The following is a 20,374-nucleotide window of genomic DNA, read 5'->3' as shown; positions in this document are numbered from 1 at the left end:
CCGACTCATTTCGTAGGTGCTAGCGGGACGGCAAATCAAGGCACTTCATTGCCGTAATCGCACTCTTTGTCCAAGGACCAATCATGATCCCACGCTATTCCCGTCCCGAAATGGTTGCCATCTGGGAACCTGAATCGAAATTCCAGATCTGGTTCGAGATTGAGGCGCACGCTACTGACGCGCTGGCCGAGCTGGGCGTGGTGCCAAAGGAAGCGGCAGAGGCAATCTGGGCCAAGGGTAAATTTGACGTCGCCCGGATCGACGAAATCGAGCGCGAAGTGAAGCATGACGTGATCGCCTTTCTGACCAACGTTGCGGAAAATGTCGGCGACGAAGCTCGCTTCATGCATCAAGGTATGACCTCGAGCGATGTCCTCGACACTTGCCTCGCGGTGCAACTCACACGCGCGTCGGACATATTGCTCGCCGATATTGATGCCTTGCTGGCAGCGATTAAAAAGCGGGCCTATGAGCACAAGTTCACACCCACCATCGGCCGCAGCCACGGCATCCACGGCGAGCCCGTCACCTTCGGCCTCAAACTCGCACAGGCCTATGCCGAGTTTGAACGCAACCGTGAACGGCTGGTCGCCGCGCGCAAGGAAATCGCCACCTGCGCCATTTCCGGCGCAGTCGGCACTTTCGCCAATATCGATCCCAAGGTCGAAGAATATGTCGCGGAGAAGCTGGGCCTCGAAGTCGAGCCGGTTTCCACCCAGGTGATCCCGCGTGACCGTCACGCGCAATTTTTCGCCACACTCGGTGTCATCGCCTCTTCGGTAGAGCGGCTTGCGGTTGAAGTCCGGCATTTGCAGCGCACCGAAGTGCTCGAAGCGGAAGAATATTTCTCACCGGGTCAAAAGGGCAGCAGCGCGATGCCGCACAAGCGCAACCCGATCCTGACCGAAAACCTCACCGGTCTCGCTCGCATGGTCCGCAGCTATGCCCTGCCCGCCATGGAAAATGTCGCCTTGTGGCACGAACGCGATATTTCGCACAGCTCGGTCGAACGGATGATCGGACCGGACGCGACAATCACACTCGACTTTTCGCTGGGTCGGCTGACCGGCGTTATCGAAAAGCTGCTGATCTACCCCGAGAGGATGCAGAAAAACCTCGACCGCATGGGCGGCCTGGTCCACTCACAGCGCGTATTGCTGGCGCTTACGCAAGCCGGCATCAGCCGCGAGGACAGCTATCGCATCGTCCAGCGCAACGCGATGAAGGTCTGGGAATCGGACGGGCAAGTCGCCTTGCTCGACCTGCTCAAGGCTGACCCTGATGTCTCGGCGAAACTGTCAGACGAAGAGCTCGAGGAGCGCTTCAACCTCGATTATCACTTCAAGCATGTCGACACGATTTTCGCCCGAGTCTTTGGTGAATAGGCCCGTTTCGGGAACCGCTGCATAGCATCTGGTCACTCGCCTTCTTTAGGGCTAGGATGGCTCCAACACGGCAAAAAAAGGTGAAGCATGCAATTTATCAAAATCCTGTTCTGGGTTCTCCTGCTGGTCGCGACCTTCATTTTCTGGTGGACCAACGAAGCGCGGGCTTCGCTCGATCTGGGAGCGGCAGTGGTCGAGGCACGGGTTTCGACTTTTGTCGTCGGCGCCTTCCTGATCGGCTTCCTGCCCACCTGGATGCTCCTGAGGGGTTCCAAATGGCGGGCCTCGCGGCGGATCAAGACGCTGGAAGGCGCGGCAAGACCCGCAGTTGTTCCAACGCCGGCCGCAAGCCGGGCGCCCACGCCGTCCCCTAGCCCGGAGCGAGCGCCAACGCCGGCACCGGCAACCGCCGCCAAACCGGCTCCAACCCCCACAGCGGCGGCCGAACCCGCTGCTGCGGTATCATCGATCGACAGTGGAAAGGCACCAGACGCATGAGCAATCCGGTATTTGTCGCGCTCGACACGCCCGACCTCGACCGCGCCATTGAAATCGCGCAATCGGTCAAGGGCCATGTCGGCGGCCTGAAACTGGGGCTCGAATTTTTCTGCGCCCATGGTCATCATGGCGTCCACGAAATCCAGAAACTCGACCTGCCGATCTTTCTCGATCTCAAACTGCACGACATTCCCAATACGGTTGCCAAGGCGATGCAGGCGATCAATGTGCTGGAACCCGCGATTGTGACGATCCACGCATCCGGTGGCCGCGCGATGATGGAAGATGCCAAGGCGGCAGCGAACGAACATACCAAGGTTGTCGGAGTCACTCTGCTGACCTCGCTCGACGAAAGCGATATGAGCAGGATCGGCTATAGCGGCTCCCCGCATGACCAGGTCGAGCGACTGGCCGGACTGGCCCGCGAGGCTGGACTGGACGGCATCGTCTGCTCCGGCAACGAAGTCGAGGCGGCGCACAAGATCTGGAAAGACGGCTTTTTCGTCGTCCCCGGACTGCGTCCCAAAGGCGGCGCGATGGGCGACCAGAAGCGAGCTGTGACTCCGCGACAGGCGCGCGACAATGGGGCGAGCGTGCTGGTGATTGGTAGGCCGATTACTGGCGCAGAGGATCCCAACGCGGCAGCGCGGGCGATCGAGGCGACGCTTTGAAAACACCCAAAATGAAATTCACCATCCAAAATTTTCGACAAAGTTCAATTCATTAGTCTCCGGATTGAACAAAATTATTGGCTTATCCTGAAAATTTTCCGGCGTCAGAATTGTGGGTTTCCCGACTACCTTACCGACCATTCGCATGAACTCGCACAACGCATCTAGATCTGATTGCTCGGTCACATCTTTAGGGTCGATATCAAACTCAATTTCTTCCTTTGAAAAGAAATGACAATTTATCAAAATTCCGGAAGCATCAATCTTCATCGTTGTAACAAATTCGTTTGATTCATCAAAAATGACCGATGCATTATCGGGCCATTGTCTAAATTGATTATCCGATTCAATTTTCGGTTGAGGTTGATAATTCTTTAAGCCTGACAATAAGGCATCCCAGTCGTTAATAGACGTGTTTTGAACGTAGATATCCCGAAGTGAACCGGCGTCTACAAAACTCTTTGAAACAAGACTCCAATCGATCATCCCAACGCTATAACAAGATTTTGAATTTCATCACAATCCGTCATCCCCGCGAATACGGCGACGCTTTAAGGCAAAGCTGCCTTAGGCCGACAGAGACGTCATCCTGAATCAGGAGTCGTCATCCTGAACTTGTTTCAGGACCTCCACCGGCACAGCGCAGTCTCCCGGGGTCCTGAAACAAGTTCAGGATGACGAATAATGGTTGGCTCGCTAAGACCCTTCCCATGAAAACCAAAATCAAAATCTGTGGACTATCCACTGAAGCCACCATTGACGCAGCCATCGAAGCCGGTGCCGACTATATCGGCCTTGTCCATTTCCCAAAAAGCCCGCGCCATGTCTCATTGGAACGAGCGACAGAAATCCGCCAATATGCGGGCCAGCGGATTAAGACGGTGCTTTTGCTCGTCAACGCCTCCCCTGAATCAACCGGCCAAGTCATTGCCGACGTCAAACCCGATGTCGTCCAGTTCCACGGCAGCGAAACCCCGGAATGGCTGAAACTGGTGCAGGACAATAGCGGTCTTGAAATCTGGAAAGCGCTGGGCGTCAAGGACAAGCCGACGCTGGCGAAATCCAGCCGCTATGTCGGCGCGGCCGACCGCTTGCTGTTCGACGCACCAGCCCAAGCCCTGCCTGGCGGAACCGGCACCTCTTTCGACTGGTCCCTGCTCGCCGGACACGACCATCAGGTGGACTGGGGCCTCGCAGGCGGGCTTGATCCGGACAATGTAGCCGACGCGCTGAACGCCACGCAAGCGCCGCTCGTCGACGTGTCCTCCGGCGTTGAATCCGCTCCCGGTGTCAAAGATGTGGACAGAATCGTCGCCTTTTGCCAAGCGGTGCGGGACTATGATGCGTCCAAGTAAGACCCGTTCGCCCTGAGCCTGTCGAAGGGTGATTGCCGCAAGGGTTCCTGCTTCGACAAGCTCAGCACGAACGGATATGATCGCACAATGAACGACACACCTCCCAACAGCTTCCGCAACATGCCGGATGACCGCGGCCATTTCGGCGAATTTGGCGGTCGCTATGTCGCCGAAACCTTGATGCCGCTGATTCTCGATCTGGAGAAACATTATCGCGCGGCGCAAGCCGACCCGGCGTTCGAGGAGCAGTTCAACGACCTGCTGCAAAATTATGTCGGTCGCCCCTCGCCTTTATATTATGCCGAGAGCCTGACCGAGGAAGTCCGCAAGGATGCGCCCGAGGGCAAGGGCGCGCAGATCTGGTTCAAGCGCGACGAGCTCAACCACACCGGCGCGCACAAGATCAACAATTGTGTCGGCCAGATATTACTCGCCATGCGCATGGGCAAGACGCGGATTATCGCCGAAACCGGCGCCGGTCAGCATGGCGTGGCAACGGCAACCGTCTGCGCGCGCTTTGGCCTGCCCTGCACCATTTTCATGGGCGCAACCGATGTCGCGCGGCAGAAGCCAAATCTGTTCCGGATGAAATTGCTCGGCGCGGAAGTCGTTCCGGTGACCAGCGGCGCGGCGACGCTGAAAGACGCGATGAACGAGGCGCTGCGCGACTGGGTCGCCAATGTCCACGACACATTCTACATCATCGGTACCGCCGCCGGCCCCCATCCCTATCCCGAACTGGTCCGCGATTTTCAAAGCGTGATCGGCAAGGAAGCGCGCGCCCAGATGCTCGACCGCGTCGGACGCCTGCCGGACATGCTGGTCGCGGCGATTGGCGGCGGTTCCAATGCGATCGGCCTGTTCCATCCTTTCCTCGATGATCCCGACGTCAAGATGCTCGGTATCGAAGCGGCGGGCCATGGTCTCGACAAGGAACATGCGGCGAGCCTCGCCGGCGGCGGCCCCGGCATTCTTCATGGCAACAAGACCTATTTGCTGCAGGACGAAGACGGCCAGATCACCGAAGCCCATTCGATCAGCGCCGGCCTCGACTATCCCGGCATCGGCCCGGAGCACAGCTGGCTGAAGGAATCCGGCCGCGTCGACTATGACAGCGCCACCGACACCGAAGCGCTCGACGCCTTCCAGCTGCTCTGCCGCACCGAGGGGATCATCCCGGCGCTCGAGCCGAGCCACGCGATTGCAGCGGTGGTGCGCGAAGCGGTGAAGATGGATCGGGATAAGATCATCCTCGCCAACCTCTGCGGGCGCGGTGACAAGGATATTTTCACCGTCGCGGAAGCGTTGGGGACGGAGATATGAGGCGGGATTGGCGAGCTTTGGCTTCAGCGATTCTCGCAATTGTCGCCTTCTGTTTCTTCATTGCATTTGGGCGTCAGGCGTTTTCGGAGATGGTTTTGGCAGTTCCTCAGTCCACGACGTCCTACTTGCTTGGGTGGGCAGCGTTAATAAGTGGTATTTTGGTTGTAATCCTAAATCTTTGGGTGTTTCTGAGGCCGAATAAATGACCCGTCTCTCAAACGCTTTCCCGCCCGACCGCGCGGCCCTCGTCGCTTTCGTCACCGCTGGCGATCCGACCCCTGCCGACACCGGCGCGATATTAGACGCGCTTGTTGAAGGCGGAGCCGACATCATCGAGCTCGGCATGCCGTTCACTGATCCGATGGCAGACGGCCCGTCGATTCAGGAAGCGGATATCCGCAGTCTGGCCGCAGGCACCAGGACCGCCGATATCTTCAACATGGCGAAGGAATTCCGCCAGCGTCACCCCGACACACCACTGGTGCTGATGGGCTATGCCAATCCGATGACGATCAGAGGCTCCGAATGGTTCGCCGATGCCTGCGTCGATGCCGGTGTTGATGCAGTGATCTGCGTCGATATCCCGGTCGAGGAAGATGAAAGTCTAGGTGATGCCCTGCGCGCCAAGGATGTTGCGGTGATCCGCCTCGCGACGCCAACCACCGACGCAGAGCGCCTGCCCACCATATTGAACAACGCCAGCGGGTTTCTTTATTATGTATCGGTAGCCGGTATCACCGGCCAGCAGCAGGCCGCACAGGCCAGCATCGAAGAAGCCGTCACCCGGCTAAAAGCAGGCACTGACCTGCCCGTTGCCGTCGGCTTTGGCGTGCGCACCCCCGAACAGGCCGCAGAGATCGCCCGCGTCGCCGATGGCGTTGTCGTTGGCTCGGCAATTGTCGAGATTGTCGCCGAACATGGCAAAGACGCCGCGCCCTATGTCAGGGACTATGTAAAGTCGCTTTCCGATGCTATCAGAGTGGCTAGAGAGATTTAATAATCGTTCGCATCGAGCGAAGTCGAGAAGCCTGTGTGCAAAAAGTCTCTCGACTACGCTCGAGACGAACGGAATAAACGATAAGGGTAAATCATGTCCTGGCTAAGCAATGTCCGCAACAAGATCGCGTCGATCACCAAGAAGGAAACGCCCGATAATCTCTGGCACAAATGCAAGAAATGCGAAGCCATGGTGTTCCTCAAGGAATATCAGGACAATATGTATATCTGTCCGAAATGCGACCATCACGGCCGCATCGGTCCGATGGTCCGCTTCGCCCAGATCATGGACGAGAATAGCTGGAAGTTCATTCCGTGGGCGCCCGTGCAGGAAGACCCGCTGAAATTCAAAGACCAGAAGAAATATTCTGACCGGCTGAAAGACGCGCGGACAAAAACCGGCGAACAGGATGCGCTGATCAACGTCAAAGGCACGATCGAGAATATTCCCTGCGTCGTCGGCGTACAGGATTTCGCCTTCATGGGCGGCTCGATGGGGCTGGCCGTGGGTCAGGCATTCGTCGACGGTGCTAAGCGGGCGCTGAAAGACCAATGCCCATACATCATCTTCACCGCCGCCGGCGGCGCTCGGATGCAGGAAGGCATTTTGTCGCTGATGCAGATGCCGAAGACCACGGTGGCGATCTCGATGTTGCGCGAAGCGGGCATCCCGTTCATCGTCGTGCTGACCGACCCGACCACCGGCGGCGTGACCGCCAGCTATGCGATGCTCGGCGACGTACATATCTCCGAACCCGGCGCGATGATCGGCTTTGCCGGCCAGCGGGTGATCGAGAACACCATCCGCGAGAAACTGCCCGAGGGATTCCAGACAGCAGAATATCTGCTCGAGCACGGGATGATCGACATGGTCGTGCACCGCAAGGAACTGCGCGAGAAACTGGCCCATATCATGGGTTATCTGATGGCATGGAAAGAAGCGGCCTAATTCCCCCTCCCGCTTGCGGGAGGGGAGTTTGTCAGCCCTTGGCTTCATCTGGGAGATGAAGCTGCAACCAAACTGGGTGGGACTATCATCCATGATCAGAACCGCAATTTCAAATACTCAGGCCCACCCCCGGCCCCTCCCGCGAGCGGGAGGGGAGTAGATGGCTGACGGCGCGAAGTCGGATCATCCGGCGGTACAGACACAGCTTGACCGGCTGGAAATGCTCTCGCCTGGCCGCGATGTGCTGGGGCTGGAGCGAATCCACGAAGTCCTCAAGCGTCTCGGCAATCCACAGGAGAAGCTACCCCCCATCTTCCACGTTGCCGGCACCAATGGCAAAGGCTCGACCTGCGCCTTCCTGCGCGCGGCGATCGAAGCGGAAGGCCTCAAGGCCCATGTCTACACCAGCCCGCATCTGGTCCGGTTCAACGAACGGATCCGGCTCGCCGGCAAGCTTATCGAGGATGAATATCTCGCCGAACTGCTCGCCCGGGTTCTCGATATCAGCGAGGATATCAACCCCAGTTTCTTCGAAGCGACCACCGCCGCAGCGTTTCTCGCCTTCGCCGAAAATCCCGCAGACGCGTGCATCCTGGAAGTCGGTCTCGGCGGTCGGCTCGATGCAACCAATGTCATCTCCCGCCCCGTCGCGACCGGAATAGCGGCGCTCGGCATCGACCATGAAGGCTTTCTCCTCTCCCCCGAAGAAGGCACACCGGACGATCCGATGACCCGCATTGCATGGGAAAAAGCCGGCATAGCCAAGAAGAATGCGCCGCTGCTCACGCAAAAATACGCTGACGAAATGCTGCACGCAATCGCCGATCATGCTGCAGATATCGGGGCGCAGCATTTTCCGCGCGGCGAGGAATGGGATGCGGCCATTTACGAAGGTCAGCTGCACTACAAAGACACGACCGGAAAGCTCAACCTGCCCCTGCCCGCTCTCGTCGGCGCACATCAGGCGGACAATGCCGCGCTCGCCATCGCGATGCTCCGCCATCAGAGCGCGGTCACCATTTCAGATGCGGCGCTCAAGGCCGCCATGGGCTGGGCGCAATGGCCGGGACGGATGCATTTCCTGATCGCTGGACCAGTGACCCACCTGTTGCCACCGGACGCCGAAGTCTGGGTCGACGGCGGCCATAATGTCAGCGCCGGCCTGGCGCTCGCCAAATATTTCGCGGACTATGAAGCAGGGTCGATCGATCTGGTGATCGGCATGCTGTCGAACAAGGATCCCGCCGCGATCATCACGCCGCTGCACGAAAAGCTGGCAAGCGTAACGGTGATCCCGGTGCCGGGTCATGAATCGCATACTCTCGGTGATTATCCGGATGCCGGTGCACCGATGAAGGAAGCGAGCGATATTACGGCTGCGCTCCAATCTCTAGAAGCGGGATCCGGCAAGACGGTATTGATTGCAGGCTCGCTCTATCTGGCAGGCGACGTGCTCAAGCTTAACGAGCAGGTTCCGGATTAGTCAGGCTTCTCGTCCGCATGAACCGAACCAGCCGTACCCAGTGACCGGTCAACCAGACCATAACGGATCATCAGCCAGAACATGATAACACCGGGCAAGGCCGCCACGGTGGTGAGCAGATAGAAGTTCACATAGCCCATGCCCTCGATCAGCGAGCCCGCCGTCGTTCCGGTCAGGAAGCGCCCCAATATACTGGCCGCCGCAGACAGAAGCGCGAACTGGGTTCCGGTAAATTGCAGATTGCACAGCGCCGACAGATAAGCGACCACCGCAACGCCGCCGACACCGCTGGCGAAATTCTCGAAGCCGATTGCCCCTGCCATGCCCCAATTGCTGTGACCTGCTGCGGCAAGTGCGGCAAAGGACAGATTGCTGACCGCCATCAGGATCAGGCTTAGCATCACCGCCTTTTTCATGCCGAGGCGCGAATAAACCATGCCGCCGATGAAAATGCCGACCAGAAAGGCAAAGAAGCCCAGACTGACATCGTAAAAAGCAATCTCGTCATTGGTAAAGCCAAGGTCTTCGAACAACAGCCGGAAGGTCAGATTGGCCAAAGTGTCGCCGATCTTGTGAACCAGAATGAACAGCAAGACGAGCAACGCACCGGAACGATTGAAAAATTCGACCAGCGGGCTGACGTAGGCTTTCGCCGCTTCCAGTGGACCTTTCAAGGCCATCGGTTCCTGCCGGCGGCTCGGCTCGCGCATGATCAGGCCGACGATGACCGCGAATAAGGCGAATAAAGAGCAAACATAATAAGCAACAGACCAGTTGGTTCGCGCCGCGACAACCAGCGCGACCGCGCCAGCGGTTGCTGCACCGATGCGCCAGCCATATTGCGACATGCCGGAGCCGACACCCAACTGTTCGGGCTCCAGCAATTCGATACGATAGGCATCGATCACGACGTCGAACGTAGCGCCGGCGATGCCGACCATGATGGCGGCAACCGCGACAGCTGCGATATCCTTGGCAGGGTCCAGAGAGCCCAGATAGATAATCGCTGCCATGGCCAGAGCCGCAGTAACAATCAGCCAGGACAATCTTTGCCCGACACGGCCGATGATCGGCAGCTTCACCACATCGATAATCGGCGCCCACAGCCATTTGAAATTATACGCAAGAAAGGTCAGTGCAAAAGCGGTGACGGTCGATTTCTCGATACCCGCTTGCGCCAGCCTTGTGGTCAATGTCGCGGCGATCATGGTCAGCGGAAGCGCGGAAGAGACGCCAAGAAATAACGCTGCCAGAGGAGCCGCTTCGCTATAGGGGCGCACTCCGGCGGGAAGACGCCCGCGCCATCCCAATTTTTCTGCTTGCTCACTCACGCCAAATTCTCCCTCGAACAGGGGGAATCTTTAGCGCCTATTCACCTGAATGCCAGCTTGATTTTGATGCGCCTCAGATATCCAGCAGCTTTGCCGCGACAATCGGCCCTGCTCCCGGACGCTGGACAACAATCGCATATTTGTCCGCGCCGCTGATGTTCAGATTTTCAGGCGCTATGGCAAGCTTCATCGGCTTGCCGCGCCAGCTGCCGAGATTGCGTTCGGCCTTGACGACATTGACATAATGCATCGTTCTCCCGCCATTTTCGCCACGACCGATGCGCACCGTTTCGGAAGAACTGAGCGCGATCAGCGAAACGCTGGCGAGATAGTCAGACTTGCCGCTGATCTTCACGATTATTTGTCCACTCGCATCAGTCGCAGCCGTGATCGAGGGACCGGACCGGTCAGCCCGCCGGACCAGCGAGCGGATATCATTTTCGCGCGAACCCACTGCACCGCCACCGCCGTTGACCACCATTTGCGGCGTGTACACACCCGAGCCGTCATTGCCTTTTGCGGCATAGGCCCGCTGCAACCGCGTGTTTTCCTCGCGTGCCAGCGTGTCCTTCCAGCCAAGCCGGTCCCAGTAAGTCACCGGCCGCGTGATCACCAGCAGGGAGTCGTCTTTTGCCAGCCGTCTGGCCAGCAAATCTGCGGGGGGACAGGACGAGCATCCCTGACTGGTGAAAAGCTCGATGACGACAGGGTTGGCGGGTCGAGCCACGTCATCGAAACTTTGCGCGGATGCCACCAGCGAACCAGAGCCGGCCAGAGCCGATGGTGCGAATTGCATGCCGATCAAGCCGGTTAAAGCCGCTCCGGCAAACAATAGACACGGGATGATCTTGCTCATTTCAAACTCCAATGAGGTGACAATAGCTATTCGCAGCCACCAAACCAGAGGTTACAGATTGCAGACAGCGCATTTTTCCGCCATGGAACCCGCCTATGACCGAAGATAAACCAGCCAAGATATATCGTGCAAAACCGACCCCCGGAGCAAAGACGCCGGCGGTTGCAAAAGCGCCGACCAGTGACGTTCGCGAAGGGCAGCGCATTGCCAAATTGCTCGCCCGCGCCGGCGTCGCATCGCGCCGCGAAATCGAACGGATGATCGATGCGGGACGGATTGCCTTGAACGGCGATCTCGTCGAGCATCCATCGCTGCTGCTCAAGAATCTGACGGGGATCACCGTCGATGGCAATCCGGTTGCTGAGCCCTCACCCGCCAAACTATACCGCTTTCACAAGCCCAACGGCTATCTGACCGCCGAGCGCGACTTTTCCGGCAAAAAGACGATCTATGACGTCTTGCCCGCGGATATGGAGCGGGTCATGCCGATTGGCCGGCTCGATATGAACACCGAGGGTCTGTTGCTGATGACCACCGATGGCGAATTCAAACGCGAGATGGAGCTGCCAAAAAATGGCATCGAACGCTCCTACCGCGCCCGGACGTTCGGTGACATCAGCCAGAACCAGCTGGAAGAACTATATCGCGGCATCACCATCGAGGGCATGCATTATGGTCCGATCACCGCCAATCTCGAACGGCGCACCGGACGCAACCAGTGGATCGAAATGACCCTGACCGAAGGCAAGAACCGCGAAGTCCGCCGGGTGCTGGAGCATTTCGGTCTGGAAGTATCGCGCCTGATCCGCACCCGCTACGGGCCTTTCGTGCTCGGTGACCTGGAAAAAGGCGAAATCGAGGTCGTCCGCCAGCATGATCTGGTACAGTTCCGCAAGTCGCTGAAATGATTGACTGGGCTAGAGTATCCGTTCGTGCCGAGCCTGTCGAAACACATGGTGGCAGCATGAACGGTCCTTCGACAAGCTCAGGACGAACGGCATAAGATGCGCATAATTGCAGGAAATTGGCGGGGCCGGAAAATCGTCGCGCCCAAAGGCGAAACCACTCGTCCGACCGCCGACCGCACGCGCGAACGGCTGTTCTCGATGCTGACCAGCCGACTCGGCGACTTTGAAGATTTGCAGATACTTGACCTGTTTTCCGGTTCGGGCGCTCTGGGCCTGGAAGCCTTGTCACGCGGAGCCGCGCATTGCACCTTTGTCGAGCAGGACAAGGACGCGATCAGGGCGCTGGAAAAGAATATCGAAACGCTGGGAGCAGATGCCGATGTCCGGATCGGTTCCGTCCTGCACTTGGGTGCAGCGCGGAAACCTTATGATCTGGTTCTGATGGATCCGCCCTATGATTCGGGCGCTGGCGCGGTGGCGCTGGATAAGTTAGGCCGTCACGGCTGGTTCGGGCCATATAGCTGGATCGCCATTGAGACGGCGCGACATGAAAATGTTGAAGTGAAGGGGTTTGATCTCGATTGCGTCCGCGACAGCGGCAAGGCGCGGATTCATCTTCTGCGCCCCACGCAGTCGTCTCAACCGGAAAGCTAGCCGCCCATCATCGTCAGGATCGAAGCGGTTTCACTGCCATGCTGGTACACCGTCGAATAGACGCTGACGCCAGCCATCATCAAGGTCGCGACAATCGCGCTGGTAAATAGTCTCTTGCTCATCTTATGCTCCATCTGCTGGCCGATACCGGCATTTGATTGACAAATGGTGCACCGCAACAAAGATTACAACCTGCCCTTTGGGTCATGTCAAAATAGATATTGGCCTTGCCGCACGCGTCGATGTTCCCTAACTGTTCACGCGTGACCGATACTGTCAATATACCCAAAGAGAATGACCCGCCCTATGTCCGTGGTCTGAATGCACCCCAGCGCGAGGCCGTGCTGACCAGCGAAGGGCCGGTGCTGGTGCTCGCTGGCGCAGGCACCGGTAAAACCGCGGCCCTCACCCGGCGAATCGCCCATATCGTCTATTCCCGCAAAGCGTGGCCCAGCGAGATTCTCGCGGTGACCTTTACCAACAAGGCCGCCCGCGAGATGAAGGAGCGGATCGCGACGATTGTCGGCGAGAATTTTGAAGGCATGCCCTGGCTTGGCACCTTCCACAGTATCGGCGCGAAAATGTTGCGCCGTCATGCCGAAATGGTCGGACTGCAGAGCAATTTCACCATTCTTGACACCGACGACCAGATTCGCCTGCTCAAGCAATTGATCCAGGCCGAGGATGTCGACGACAAGCGCTGGCCGGCAAGGATGCTTGCGGGGCTGATTGACCAGTGGAAGAACCGCGGCCTCAACCCGCGAGATCTCGATGCCAACGAGGCCGAGCGCTATGACAATGGCAAGGGCCAGCATTTCTACACGCTTTATCAGGAGCGGCTGAAAGCGCTCAACGCCTGCGACTTCGGCGACCTGCTGCTGCATTCGCTGAACCTGCTCAAGAATCACCGCGATATTCTCGAGCGTTACCAGAGGCAGTTCAAATATATTCTCGTCGACGAATATCAGGACACCAACAGCTCGCAATATCTCTGGCTCCGCCTGCTCGCGCAGAGCCACAAGAATATCTGCTGCGTCGGCGACGACGACCAGTCGATCTATTCGTGGCGCGGCGCGGAAGTCGCCAATATCCTGAAGTTCGAGAAGGATTTTCCCGAAGCCAAGGTGGTCAAGCTGGAGCAGAATTACCGCTCGACGCCGCATATATTGGCCGCCGCATCGGGCCTGATCAATCACAACTCCGGCCGCCTCGGCAAGACCCTGTGGACCGAGGAAACCGAAGGCGACAAGGTGCAGGTCATCGGCGTCTGGGACGGCCCGGAAGAAGCCCGGCGCATCGGCGATGAAATCGAGGCATTGCAGCAGCTCAAGCAAGTCTCGCTCAACGATGTAGCGATCTTGGTCCGCGCCCAGTTCCAGACGCGCGAATTTGAAGACCGCTTCATCTCGATCGGCATGCCCTACAAGATCATCGGCGGCTTCCGTTTCTACGAGCGCGCCGAAATCCGCGATGCCCTCGCCTATCTGCGGGTCATCACCCAGCCCTCGGATGATCTCGCCTTCGAACGCATCGTCAACACACCCAAGCGCGGCCTCGGCGACAAGACCATCGAAAAGGTCCACCGGCTCGCCCGCGCGCAGGGCATTCCCCTCGCCGCCGCTGCGCTCAGCATCTGTGACACCGACGAACTGCCGCCGCGCGCGCGCAACACCCTGCTTGAGCTTATGCGCAATTTCATCCGCTGGCGCGACATGGCCGCCGACACCGATCATGCCGAACTGGCCCGGGTCGTTCTCGACGAGTGCGGCTATACGACGATGTTACAGGCCGACCGCTCGACCGAAGCCGCCGGCCGTCTGGAAAACCTGACCGAACTCGCCCGCGCCATGGAAGAATATGAAACGCTCGGCGATTTTCTCGAGCATGTATCTCTGGTGATGGACAATGACGCCCGGGACGACGAGCCAAAGGTCACGATCATGACCATGCACGGCGCCAAGGGTCTGGAATATGACTATGTTTTCTGCGTCGGCTGGGAGGAAGGCGTGTTCCCGTCGCAGCGCAGCCTCGACGAAGGCGGCAACGCCAGCCTCGAGGAAGAACGCCGCCTCGCCTATGTCGCGATCACCCGCGCAAAGAAGAAATGCACGATCTTCCACGCCGCCAACCGGCGCATCTACGGCCAGTGGAACAGCTCGATCCCGTCGCGCTTCATCAGCGAATTGCCGGACGACCATATCGAGCATGAAAGCAGCATGAGCGGCGGCGAAAGCCTGTGGCGCGCCAACTGGAGCGAGAATAGCGACCCGTTTGCCCATCTCGCCGCGACCAATGCCACCAGAGCCGGCAAACGCGGCCCCGGCTGGCAACGCGCTGCCTCTTCGGGTTTTGATAAAACGCCCAAGAACATCAAGGAAGCCCGCCGCAGCGCCGTCTCCCTCGGCAACAAGGGCCGAGCCGACGTCACCGTCGGCATGCGCGTCTTCCACACCAAATTCGGCTATGGCGAAGTAAAGGTGAAGGAAGGCAACAAACTGGAGATCGCGTTCGAGAAGAGCGGTGACAAGCGGGTTTTGGACTCGTTTGTCGAGGTGGCTTGAGCAGCTGCGTTGGACACCCGCAACAGGTCCGTTAGCCCCGAATAGCCCAACCGCCTTCCGCTCGTCCTGAGCATGCCGAAGGACAGCTCTCGGCATGAAGCGTGGTTCGACAGGTTCACCGCAAACCACTCTAATCCCAACCCCTCCCTTTCAAGGGAGGGTATCAAAGACCGGGATAACCGCGAACCGGCTCGATGCCGGTCGTGGCTTGTTGGCGCCTGCTCGGCTTTGCCTCGCCACCACCCCAACCCCTCCTCTGAAGAGGAGGGGCTTACACCAACCGCCAATTGTGCGATGGCGGAGTAACCGTGAAGGAAGCCAACAACTTGGCATCGCGCATATTCTCAACAGCTCATCCTCCCTCGCAAAAGCAAGCCTGGCCGTAGTCCTATTGGTCAGGTGCCTTCACCAATCAGGGCAAAGGGAGCCCAGGCATTGGGATGTGCCCAGGTATCAATTTCACTATCATTGGACCGGTCCGCGCGAATCTCGCGCATTGCGTGCTGGAATGCCTCTGCCCGACTAAGATTCGGGTTATCGCGCGCAATCTCTATCGTTCGCACGGTCAGCCGGGCGGCGACCTTGTCGCGAACTGGCCAGTGCGAAGCCAGCAGGTTTCTTGCGCCGGCATAAAAGAATGACCGGGCCAAGCCAGACAGGCCGGGCGCGCCGCTCGAGCCATCGCCAGAGGCCGTGTTGCACGCGGATAAAATCACCCAGTCGGCATCCAGTCGTAACGCAGCCACTTCGGATGCGCTTAAAAACCCGTCATCCTTATCGGTAGCGGTCGACGGGGGACTGAAAACCAGACCTGGTTCACTGGCCCCTTCAATCTCGCCCGCCAACAAACCGTGCGTTGCAAAGGCGAGGATCCGGGCACTGGTCAGGTCGCTCGCTCTTACGCTGGCCTCGCTGGCCTTTGCTGCCGTCAGCACTGCGGATGGAGGTGCATTCAACGCCCGTCGCATCTGCTCCAGTTCCACCGCCGTGCCCGGCAACCGCGCCAGCTTTTTAATGTCATCGACATTGGCAATTCCGGCCTCGGCGTTCACACCATTAGCGGTAAAAATGGAACCCGCTGTCGCTCCGCGTTGTCGCCCTCTTCCGCCACCGCGAATTTCCGCACTGCCGTCCAATAAAGGATCCCCAAAACCCAGGAAACTTACCCGCTCTTGGTTCACTGGTGTCTTTTCAGACCCATATTGCTTGAGAAATTGTAAGGATTGTATCGACGGAATGCTTATCAGGGCGTGGTCGTCGGCAAACCATCGGGTTGCGCGCAGAACCGCAGGATCGCCATCGTCGCCGGTCGGCTCGGCGCTAACCAAAATCCCGAACGGCAGACCGCTTAATGCCCCTCCGGCTGCAATATAAACGTGACGCTTGTTGCCGAGGACATCTCGCATAGGGCCGATCAGCTGTTGATACAGATGATAAGCAGTGGAGCGATCATAAGGATAGGCTCCTTTCCCTTCATCGGCCCATTCTGCAGCCTGAATATTGCTCACGTCGACATTGGCGCCAACGTCCCACAGCAGACGTTTGACCATCGCGTTGATCGTTTTGCGCGTTGCAGTGGATCGTACCCACCGGACATCTTGCCGGGACACGGCGAATACATGCGCTCCCATTTGTGTGGGAACCACCATCAGGAAGGCATCATCCGGCCCAAGCATGGCCTGGGTTTCCGCAATGCTAAGCGGTTCTGGCCGGACCATCGCAAAATATTGAGGAAAGTCTTTTCCCACCCGGATATCAACCGCCTCTATTTTTTCAACCAGTGCGGCTTTCTTCTGACGCAATGTCTTGAGTCTTCTGTCGGGTCGCTGCTGAATCCGGGCCAGTCGCTTGTTTATGAGCGCTTCTGTGCTTTGCCACTGATTGGCGAGAGATTGTCTCTGGCGAAGAAGCTCGTCCAGTCCGGCCACTTCGTTTTCCGCTGCGCGCCGCGCCGCAGTTTGGGCAACTGCGCGGGTGGCGGGCCCCATCATCGCCCGTTGTAACGCACCATATACTTCTTCCTGTAATTCTGCGCGCTGATCGGGACCATCCCTGGCCGCTATCCAGCCCGCATCGGCGAAAAGCGTGAAATAATGCCGCCGATTCTTTATTTCGCGCTGATATTGCAACTCTGCGCGGGCATCATTGCCCCGAATATTCCAGCGATCGAGCCAACCGGTTAACACCGCTCTGGCGGGGATTATGGCCAGATTGGCGCGTTCAGCCTGTTCTATTAAATTATAGGCGAGATTGCCCTGTGTGGACAATGTGTCGGGATGGTCTTCACCAAGAGTTTGCTCCCGCAACGTCAGAACACGACGGTATATTTCTTCAGCCTCGGCGTCCTTTCCCATGTAATTCAAGGTCAGGCCGAGGTTGCCCATAGCGGCCAGGGTTGTGTGATGCGCCTCGCCCATAACCTCGGTCATATATTGCACCGCGCGCCGTTCGAGCGCCTCGGCTTCATCATATCTGCGCTGTTTTTTAAGATTGCCGGCCAGCATACCCATGCTGACAAGTGTATTGGGGTGCTTATCTCCCAATATTCCGATACTCGCCGCATAAGCGCGGCGGTGAAGCGGTTCTGCTTCTTCGAAGCGCTCCAGTTTGTTTAGAATTGTCGCGAGATTATCGAGAACAACCAGAGTCTCCGGATGCTGTTTACCGGATATTTTCGTGCGAATGGACAAGGCTTGGCGAAACAGGGGTTCGGCTTCGGCGTAACGTTCTTGTAACTGGAGATTGCCAGCAAGATTGTTCAGGCTGGAAACCGTCTCTTCATGTTCGCTGCCCAGAATTTCTGTCCGTAGCGCAAGGGCCTCCCGGTTCAGCGGTTCGGCTTCACTGCGACGACCCTGCAGCATCAAATTTAGCGCAAGATTGGATAAGGAAGAAGCCGTCTCGCGATGTTTTCGGCCAAGCACCTCCTGGCGCAATGCCAAAACCTTCCGGTATATCGGTTCTGCGTCAGCGTATCTCCCTTGACCAAAAAGGTTCGCAGCAAGGTTATTATAGGCCGTCAAAGTCTCCGGATGAAGGAGCCCAAAAATATCTTGGTGAAGCTTCAGCGCTTCTCGAACAATTGGTTCCGCCTCCCTGGCACGCCCCGCGTTCATCAGATCGACGCTATGAACAACCAGCGCGTTTGCATAATCCTCGGATTGACGACCTTTAGTAGTAGCGATGAGAGGCAATAGTTGAGCCGATAAGGCCGCTGCCTTCTGATAGTCGCCGGATCGGCGATCTTTACCAGCCTGCTTGCGAAACGTCTTGATATTCGCCTTGATCTCCCGGCTTGTCTGAACGGAATCCTGCGCGGATAGCGGGCCCTCTAGTCCGGGAACAGCGGTCAATGTAAAAAGGGCAATGATGGTAACGATTAAACCCCTGACCCCGGTTAGTATTACGACCTTGCTTGCCATGCTCATCCCCCCAGACGACTGTTTCGAAATGCCCGCATTCCCGCTGTGACACATCTAACTTCATGCTACTGTGAATTTAATCACTGCGGATTGTGATCATCCGGCACAGCCCATGACTTCCCGCATAGGCGATATGAACCGGATGAAAAAGCGGCGAAGAAGAAAAGCGCGTCGGACTATGCGCCGCGCGGACTTGTCCAGCCAGTGCCTGTCCCAGCAATGCGGTCCACGGGCAAATTATCGAAATGGGTAAAGACTGGCGCAGAATCAGCCAAAAGACAGCCCTGGTGACAACCAGCTCGCCATCCGGCATGCCTGCGTCGTCCCATGTATAACAACCGCGCCCAACGCGTCAGCCAGGGCCGCAATAAGCGCATAAGCGATCATCAGGCTCAGCGGTGTATCAATTCCTGTTCTGTAGCGCCTCGGCTTCGTCTTCGTCGGAAAATTCCAGCGCGATTTCCGCATCGAGCTTGTCGCGCGGACTGACGTGGCCGGCCTCGCGTTTTTCGGCCTGGATCGCTTCAAGGCCCCACGCCTTTGCGGCAGCAGCGGCGACCTTGCGGCGGCTTTCCAGCGGGTCATTGGCAGCCAGATCGAGCTGACGCGCCTCCTGTTCCCGACAGGTGGATGCTTTTACACGCATGTGCGTAGCCTTTCCTGTTCGATCATTTTCCGCGATTGCTTTTCATATTATCAAGGCCGACGACCACGCCTGCCTTGCCCGATGGGTTGGACGCATTATTCTTGACCTTGGCGGCCTTCGGCTTGCGGATTTCTTTGTTCGATTTCTTCTGTGACTTGGCCATGATATTGTCCTCTCGGGTTGATTTTCAGACGGCAGCCAGCGGGTCTGCCTCAAGGAGGCGACGGATCGGATCGGCTGTCGGCGAACAAACTAAAACGATAGTGCTGCGAGTGATGTCCTGCCTCAGGAAAGCCGATCAGAGTCATTTCGGATCGAGAAGAGACAATGCCGTTGCGTATTGCAATCGCGCGATCACAAGGGCCTGTTTAACATATAGGGACGCAGGAAGGCGATTGTAAGGCTTTGCGCCTCGGTGACGACTGTTGGACTGTCGCACCAATGGTCACAAAATGGCGTCACCCATATTCATCATCTTGCCGTTGGTGACGATCACCCGGTCGCCGAGCTTGGCCTGCTCGAACAGTCGCCGCGCAAATTCCAGCGGCACACCGATACAGCCCCGTGTCCCCCAACCCCATTTGACGTCGGAAGCATGAATGGCAACGCCATCGTTGGTCAGCCGCATCATATAAGGCATGGGCGATCCATAGATGTTGGAGACATGGTCCTTGCTCTTCTGGGTGATCGGAAAGACTCCGGTCGGAGTCGGTTTTTCGGAATCACCAAAGGTGATCACCGCCGCGCCGATTTCATAGCCGGCGCGGAAGACAGAAATGCTCTCGGCCTTGAGATCGACGGTGACGACCAGTTCGCCTTCGGGCACGCCTTCGTCATCCCATTTATAATAGCCGTGGACGAAGGGCTCATCGATCTGGAGGATGCGCTTGACCACGAACGTGTCGTTCAATAGTAATTTTTCTGCAATTTCCAGCGACTCTGCCGCCATCGGTTCTGGCAAGGAGGCATTCTTAACTAGGGGTTCGGGAGCCGCATTCTCGATCGCAACCGGTTTCGATCGCACAGAAGCGGATTCTGCGTCGGCGCGGGTCAGTCCCATTACCAGCATTGCGAGTATCGCCAGTGCCGCCAGCAGCAAAACCGATGCGCTCACCCGATAGGCTATTTTCTCGACCATCGCTCATACTCCACAAGTTAACGGAGTCTTTACCATGGATTCGCGACGTGAAATGCCCGATTTTTCCGCCGTCCCGCAGCGGTACGGTGGTTACGAGCATGTTAAGAGGGAGCGTTAAGGGGGAGCGTTAACGGGCAGATTTGGGCACCCGTGCTGACGGGTACCCATGATGTTGGTCTCTTGCGCGGAATAGCCCTT

18 protein-coding genes and 1 pseudogene are annotated in these 20,374 nt (G+C 57.8%); 11 read left to right on the top strand and 8 right to left on the bottom strand.

The features are described from left to right. Positions 1 to 83: 83 nt before the first annotated feature. From purB to pyrF, 3 genes are all read left to right on the top strand, one after another. On the top strand, positions 84 to 1,385 hold the full coding sequence (purB, locus tag ACWFTY_RS07960) for an adenylosuccinate lyase (protein WP_447526731.1): 1,302 nt from the start codon (positions 84 to 86) through the stop codon (positions 1,383 to 1,385). 87 nt (positions 1,386 to 1,472) lie between these two features. Continuing rightward, the gene (locus ACWFTY_RS07955; protein WP_447526730.1) at positions 1,473 to 1,883 is read left to right on the top strand and encodes a LapA family protein; all 411 of its coding nucleotides are present in this window, start codon (positions 1,473 to 1,475) and stop codon (positions 1,881 to 1,883) included. Then, positions 1,880 to 2,554 (top strand): orotidine-5'-phosphate decarboxylase, encoded by a 675-nt coding sequence (gene pyrF, locus ACWFTY_RS07950; protein WP_447526729.1) that lies wholly within the window; start codon positions 1,880 to 1,882, stop codon positions 2,552 to 2,554. Before ACWFTY_RS07955 ends, pyrF begins: the two co-directional genes overlap by 4 nt. Positions 2,555 to 2,572: 18 nt before the next feature. Here the strand turns inward: pyrF and ACWFTY_RS07945 are convergent, their stop codons facing one another. Next, a complete protein-coding gene (locus tag ACWFTY_RS07945) occupies positions 2,573 to 3,040 on the bottom strand; it encodes a hypothetical protein (protein ID WP_447526728.1) in 468 nt (155 codons plus the stop codon). A gap of 224 nt (positions 3,041 to 3,264) precedes the next feature. Between ACWFTY_RS07945 and ACWFTY_RS07940 the strand changes: the two genes are divergently transcribed. The 5 genes from ACWFTY_RS07940 to ACWFTY_RS07920 all read left to right on the top strand — a co-directional run bounded on the left by ACWFTY_RS07940 (position 3,265) and on the right by ACWFTY_RS07920 (position 8,660). Continuing rightward, on the top strand, positions 3,265 to 3,909 hold the full coding sequence (locus tag ACWFTY_RS07940; protein ID WP_447526727.1) for a phosphoribosylanthranilate isomerase: 645 nt from the start codon (positions 3,265 to 3,267) through the stop codon (positions 3,907 to 3,909). 87 nt (positions 3,910 to 3,996) lie between these two features. Further along, positions 3,997 to 5,232, top strand: a complete 1,236-nt coding sequence (trpB, locus tag ACWFTY_RS07935; RefSeq protein ID WP_447526726.1) for a tryptophan synthase subunit beta — start codon at positions 3,997 to 3,999, stop codon at positions 5,230 to 5,232. 202 nt (positions 5,233 to 5,434) lie between these two features. Next, entirely contained in the window at positions 5,435 to 6,229 is a 795-nt protein-coding gene (gene trpA, locus ACWFTY_RS07930) for a tryptophan synthase subunit alpha (RefSeq protein ID WP_447526725.1), read from the top strand. Positions 6,230 to 6,322: 93 nt separating this feature from the next. After that, complete coding sequence (gene accD / locus ACWFTY_RS07925) at positions 6,323 to 7,177, top strand: acetyl-CoA carboxylase, carboxyltransferase subunit beta (RefSeq protein WP_447526724.1); 855 nt, start codon at positions 6,323 to 6,325, stop codon at positions 7,175 to 7,177. A gap of 160 nt (positions 7,178 to 7,337) precedes the next feature. Beyond that, positions 7,338 to 8,660 carry a bifunctional folylpolyglutamate synthase/dihydrofolate synthase gene (locus tag ACWFTY_RS07920; protein WP_447526723.1) on the top strand — a complete coding sequence of 441 codons (1,323 nt, stop codon included), beginning with the start codon at positions 7,338 to 7,340 and terminating at the stop codon, positions 8,658 to 8,660. On the opposite strand, the gene ACWFTY_RS07915 is transcribed toward ACWFTY_RS07920, so the two are convergent. After that, positions 8,657 to 9,991 (bottom strand): AmpG family muropeptide MFS transporter, encoded by a 1,335-nt coding sequence (locus tag ACWFTY_RS07915; protein WP_447526722.1) that lies wholly within the window; start codon positions 9,989 to 9,991, stop codon positions 8,657 to 8,659. The genes ACWFTY_RS07920 and ACWFTY_RS07915 overlap by 4 nt on opposite strands. Before the next feature lie 73 nt (positions 9,992 to 10,064). Continuing rightward, on the bottom strand, positions 10,065 to 10,847 hold the full coding sequence (locus ACWFTY_RS07910; protein ID WP_447526721.1) for a DUF1223 domain-containing protein: 783 nt from the start codon (positions 10,845 to 10,847) through the stop codon (positions 10,065 to 10,067). Positions 10,848 to 10,942: 95 nt separating this feature from the next. Here ACWFTY_RS07910 and ACWFTY_RS07905 point away from each other — a divergent pair, with 95 nt between their 5' ends. Beyond that, entirely contained in the window at positions 10,943 to 11,755 is an 813-nt protein-coding gene (locus ACWFTY_RS07905) for a pseudouridine synthase (protein ID WP_447526720.1), read from the top strand. A gap of 93 nt (positions 11,756 to 11,848) precedes the next feature. Continuing rightward, positions 11,849 to 12,409, top strand: a pseudogene (gene rsmD / locus ACWFTY_RS07900) (16S rRNA (guanine(966)-N(2))-methyltransferase RsmD); the annotation flags it as partial. Here the strand turns inward: rsmD and ACWFTY_RS07895 are convergent. Beyond that, positions 12,406 to 12,531 (bottom strand): hypothetical protein, encoded by a 126-nt coding sequence (locus tag ACWFTY_RS07895; RefSeq protein WP_447526719.1) that lies wholly within the window; start codon positions 12,529 to 12,531, stop codon positions 12,406 to 12,408. The pseudogene rsmD and the gene ACWFTY_RS07895 sit on opposite strands and share 4 nt — an antisense overlap. A 141-nt stretch (positions 12,532 to 12,672) precedes the next feature. Between ACWFTY_RS07895 and ACWFTY_RS07890 the strand changes: the two genes are divergently transcribed. Further along, entirely contained in the window at positions 12,673 to 14,970 is a 2,298-nt protein-coding gene (locus ACWFTY_RS07890) for an ATP-dependent helicase (RefSeq protein WP_447526718.1), read from the top strand. A gap of 395 nt (positions 14,971 to 15,365) precedes the next feature. On the opposite strand, the gene ACWFTY_RS07885 is transcribed toward ACWFTY_RS07890, so the two are convergent. From ACWFTY_RS07885 to ACWFTY_RS07870, 4 genes are all read right to left on the bottom strand, one after another. After that, a complete protein-coding gene (locus tag ACWFTY_RS07885) occupies positions 15,366 to 18,086 on the bottom strand; it encodes a tetratricopeptide repeat protein (protein ID WP_447526863.1) in 2,721 nt (906 codons plus the stop codon). A gap of 709 nt (positions 18,087 to 18,795) precedes the next feature. Continuing rightward, a complete protein-coding gene (locus tag ACWFTY_RS07880; protein ID WP_447526717.1) occupies positions 18,796 to 19,038 on the bottom strand; it encodes a hypothetical protein in 243 nt (80 codons plus the stop codon). Positions 19,039 to 19,060: 22 nt separating this feature from the next. Then, entirely contained in the window at positions 19,061 to 19,201 is a 141-nt protein-coding gene (locus tag ACWFTY_RS07875) for a hypothetical protein (protein WP_447526716.1), read from the bottom strand. Positions 19,202 to 19,483: 282 nt separating this feature from the next. Further along, positions 19,484 to 20,176: a L,D-transpeptidase family protein gene (locus ACWFTY_RS07870; RefSeq protein ID WP_447526715.1), complete on the bottom strand. Its 693-nt coding sequence runs from the start codon at positions 20,174 to 20,176 to the stop codon at positions 19,484 to 19,486. Positions 20,177 to 20,374 lie beyond the last annotated feature (198 nt).

The organism is Parasphingorhabdus sp. NYA22, assembly GCF_976973735.1.
The sequence above is the reverse complement of the archived record's forward strand: the minus strand, read 5'-3'. Positions and strand labels throughout refer to the sequence as shown.